The 3,117-nt window shown below is 63.0% G+C and carries 3 protein-coding genes and 1 pseudogene; 2 read left to right on the top strand and 2 right to left on the bottom strand.

Translation table 11 applies throughout. The annotated features are described in order from the left end of the window. Positions 1–254 (top strand): annotated as a pseudogene (locus tag EN969_RS23895) (hypothetical protein); the annotation flags it as partial. Positions 255–537: 283 nt separating this feature from the next. Here EN969_RS23895 and EN969_RS23890 read toward each other — a convergent pair. Continuing rightward, complete coding sequence (locus EN969_RS23890; protein WP_013528674.1) at positions 538–1,197, bottom strand: response regulator transcription factor; 660 nt, start codon at positions 1,195–1,197, stop codon at positions 538–540. Continuing rightward, positions 1,194–2,588, bottom strand: a complete 1,395-nt coding sequence (locus EN969_RS23885) for a sensor histidine kinase (RefSeq protein WP_127419449.1) — start codon at positions 2,586–2,588, stop codon at positions 1,194–1,196. Before EN969_RS23885 ends, EN969_RS23890 begins: the two co-directional genes overlap by 4 nt. Before the next feature lie 170 nt (positions 2,589–2,758). Between EN969_RS23885 and EN969_RS23880 the strand changes: the two genes are divergently transcribed. Next, positions 2,759–3,100 (top strand): hypothetical protein, encoded by a 342-nt coding sequence (locus tag EN969_RS23880; RefSeq protein ID WP_013528672.1) that lies wholly within the window; start codon positions 2,759–2,761, stop codon positions 3,098–3,100. The last annotated feature ends 17 nt before the right edge of the window (positions 3,101–3,117 follow it).

Genomic DNA, 3,117 nt, shown 5'->3' with positions numbered 1-3,117 from the left:
GGAATAACGGCAACAGCGGCAACAGTGGCAACAACGGCAAATCAGGATCCAGTCAGGGTAAGAGCGGGAGCCATGTCAATGCAAAGACCGGTGACAAGGTCGACGTGACCGGCAACAAGATCACAGTCAGGCATCCCGACGGCATAACGGAAAAGCTCGAGAACGGTCGTTTCAGCATGAAGGACGCTCTCGGTCGCACGATCATCGACCGCCAGGCCACGCCGGCCGATGCCAATCGTCTCAAGGCCTTGTGAAGCTGGCCAACAGGCAACGGTCAGCTTTGCACGTCACCTCCGCCGCCCCCCGGCGGAGGTGACCTCGTTTCCGGCCGGCGTCGTCCCGGTTTTCGGCACCGCAATGGCTGCGGTCCCGAGGCGCGACGCGCTTTTGCGCAATCCGGGACGGGAAACCGCTGCGCATTTCTTCGGACCTGCCCAGAGCAATTCTAGAAAAAGTGTGAAGCGGTTTTCCCGTTCCCTTGGGAATTGCGTCACAGAGTTAGAGCAGCTCGCCGTTTCCGTGAAACGGTGAAATGCTTTAGGAAGGCCTGTCGCGGTCGCGCCACTCACGCATCATCAAGGCCGCTTCGGTGCGATTTCGCACATTGAGCTTCGACAGCACTCCGGTCATGTGATGTTTGACGGTCTTCTCCTGCAACTCAAGCCGCAAGGCGACTTCCTTGTTGCTCAGCCCCTCCGCCACCAGCCGCAGGATTTCCGTTTGCCGATCGGTGAGCTGCCGCAGCCGTTCCGCCAAGCCGTCGGTCGGCTGCTGGGACTGGAGATCCGAAAGCAGCCGGGCCGATAGTGTCGGCGAGAGATAGCTTTCGCCGGCTGCGACATTGCGCAGGATGTCGGCGAGGCCGCGCGATCCGACGCCTTTGAGGACATAGCCATTCACCCCTGCGTTCAGCGCCTTGGTCACATCGGCATTGGCCTCCGAGACGGTCAGCATGACGATCTTCTGGGCGGGATGGTTGGCGAGGATGCTTGCGACCGCGCTCAGCCCGCCGCCCGGCATCGAGATGTCGAGCAGCAAGATGTCGGGCCGCATCGTCGCGGCGAGGCGTTCGGCATCCTGCGCCGTGGCGCCCTCGCCAACCATCTCGAAGCCTCCGATCTCCGACAGGCTGCGCGTCACACCTTCGCGAAAGAGGGGATGATCGTCGACAATGGCAATGCGAATGGTCCCAGTCATGCTTGCTCCTCGACCGACAGACGGATCACCAAACGCGTACCTTGCGGCCCGGTCAAGGTTTCGAACTGTCCGCCAATGCTTTCGACCCGTTCCCTGAGGCCGGCGAGCCCGAGGCCCTCGACCCGTGCCGTCGGATCGAAACCCGGCCCGCGGTCCGACACTTCGACAAAAAGCCTGCCACCTTTCATCCCGGCACTCACCGCCTGATCCTTGCCTAGCCCGTGGTGATAGGCATTGTTCAGCCCTTCCTGGACGAAACGATAGATGCTGATCTTCTCGGAGGCGCCGGGTTCAGGCAACTGTCCGGCCAGCGTCAGCGTCACCGACGTTCCCGTCCTCTGTTCGTGTTCCTTGACGGCCAGCCGCAGAATGTCGGTTGCGGCAGCCGTCTCGATCTGCGGCAGGACAAGGCCGGTGCAGCTGCCGCGTCTTTCGCGCATCGCATCCTCCAGCGTCTTGCGAATCATCGTGACCTCGGTCGAGCGGCTTGCGCCCGAATGGCCATCGCTGGAAAATATCGGGCTGTCCATGCGCAGCGCCGCCAGGGCCACGAGTTGGGCCGGGCCGTCATGCAGGTCGGCGCCGATGCGGCGCAGATATCTTTCGTTGAGCGCGGTGGCGCGGCGCGAGGCCTGTTGCACGCGCAGTCGCAAGGCACTGTTTTGCGCCACCAGACCCTGCAGTTCCGACACCTGGCGGCGCAGCGCCCCACGCTGGTCGTCGATGGTGCGGCTGCCGCGCAGGACGATGCCCGACAGGAGCAGGAATGCCGCCAGGGTCGCGCCGGCCACGATCAGCCAGCTCGACCACAGAGCGGAAGCCAGGGTGGCCTGGAAATCGTCGGCGATCTCATAGAACTCGGTAACCGCCACCACCTCGCCCGACCAGGGCTCGCGCACGGGATTGTAGATCTCCAGCAATGGCAAGCCGGTCGCCTTCTCCTCGCTCTCATCCTCATCGAAAGTATTGAATTCAGCGACGACATTGCCTTGGAAAGCGGAACGCAGATTGTCGCTCGGAGCGAAGCGGCGGCCGATCAGGGCCGTCTCCTTGGCATAGAGGACCGTCCCGTCGCGGCGCCAGAGCATGAACGATTCGAGGCGCTTGCCGAGCGCGCCCTGGCCAAGCGTCTCGTCCAGCGCCTGCTTGACGGAATCGCTGAGCTCCTGCTCCTTGCGCAAGTCGGGAAGCAGCGGCGCAATCACGCTGTCGACATAGAGCGCCGTCGTGGCGGCCGAATTGCGGATGACGCCCTCTCTGATCTGCGCCGTCACCCAGGCGCCCACCACCAGCATGACGGCCAGCAGGCCAAAACCGCCGGCAACGACGAATTGCAAGGCAAGAGAGAGTTCGCTCCAGCGTCGCGTCAAGTTCTGCAGAATACGAATCATGAACCCCTGACCGCCCTTCAATCGAATGGCTGGACGATGTCGGTACATTGAGCCTCCGTCTTGCCATTGCCAAGAGCTTCGTTTGGTCGAGCGCTTGACGTCCCGGCGCGCTTCGGAAACAACGTCCGCGACACATGCGGCGGGAGCCGCTTCGAGAGGGGGGCGGAACGTTGAGTTTTTCGGGACTGCTGCAGCTCGGCTTTTCAACGGTCATTTTCCTGCTGGCGGCGACAGCCGCCAAGCAATGGGGCCTGGCGCCGAGCCTTGGCAAGATCGCGCTGACGCTGGCGCTCTATTCGCTGGGCAATCTGATCATGCTGCGGCTGATCCGCGAATTCGGCATGTCGGTGTCGTTCAGCCTGTCTGCCGTCATCCAGCTGGTCTCGGTGAACGTCGTGGCACTGGTCTTCTTCGGCGAGCGCGTCAACGCGCTGCAGGCGACCGGCATCATGCTGGCGATCGCCGCAGTGGCGCTGATCACGCTCGGACCCTATCTGCAAGGCCGGCTGTAACGGGCGGATTGCCGATG

Origin of the sequence: Mesorhizobium sp. M7A.F.Ca.CA.003.01.2.1 (assembly GCF_003998945.1) — a bacterium.
In the GTDB taxonomy this organism is placed as follows: Bacteria; Pseudomonadota; Alphaproteobacteria; order Rhizobiales; family Rhizobiaceae; genus Mesorhizobium; species Mesorhizobium ciceri.
Note: the sequence above shows the minus strand (reverse complement) of the source record. Positions and strands in the feature narration are given on the sequence as shown.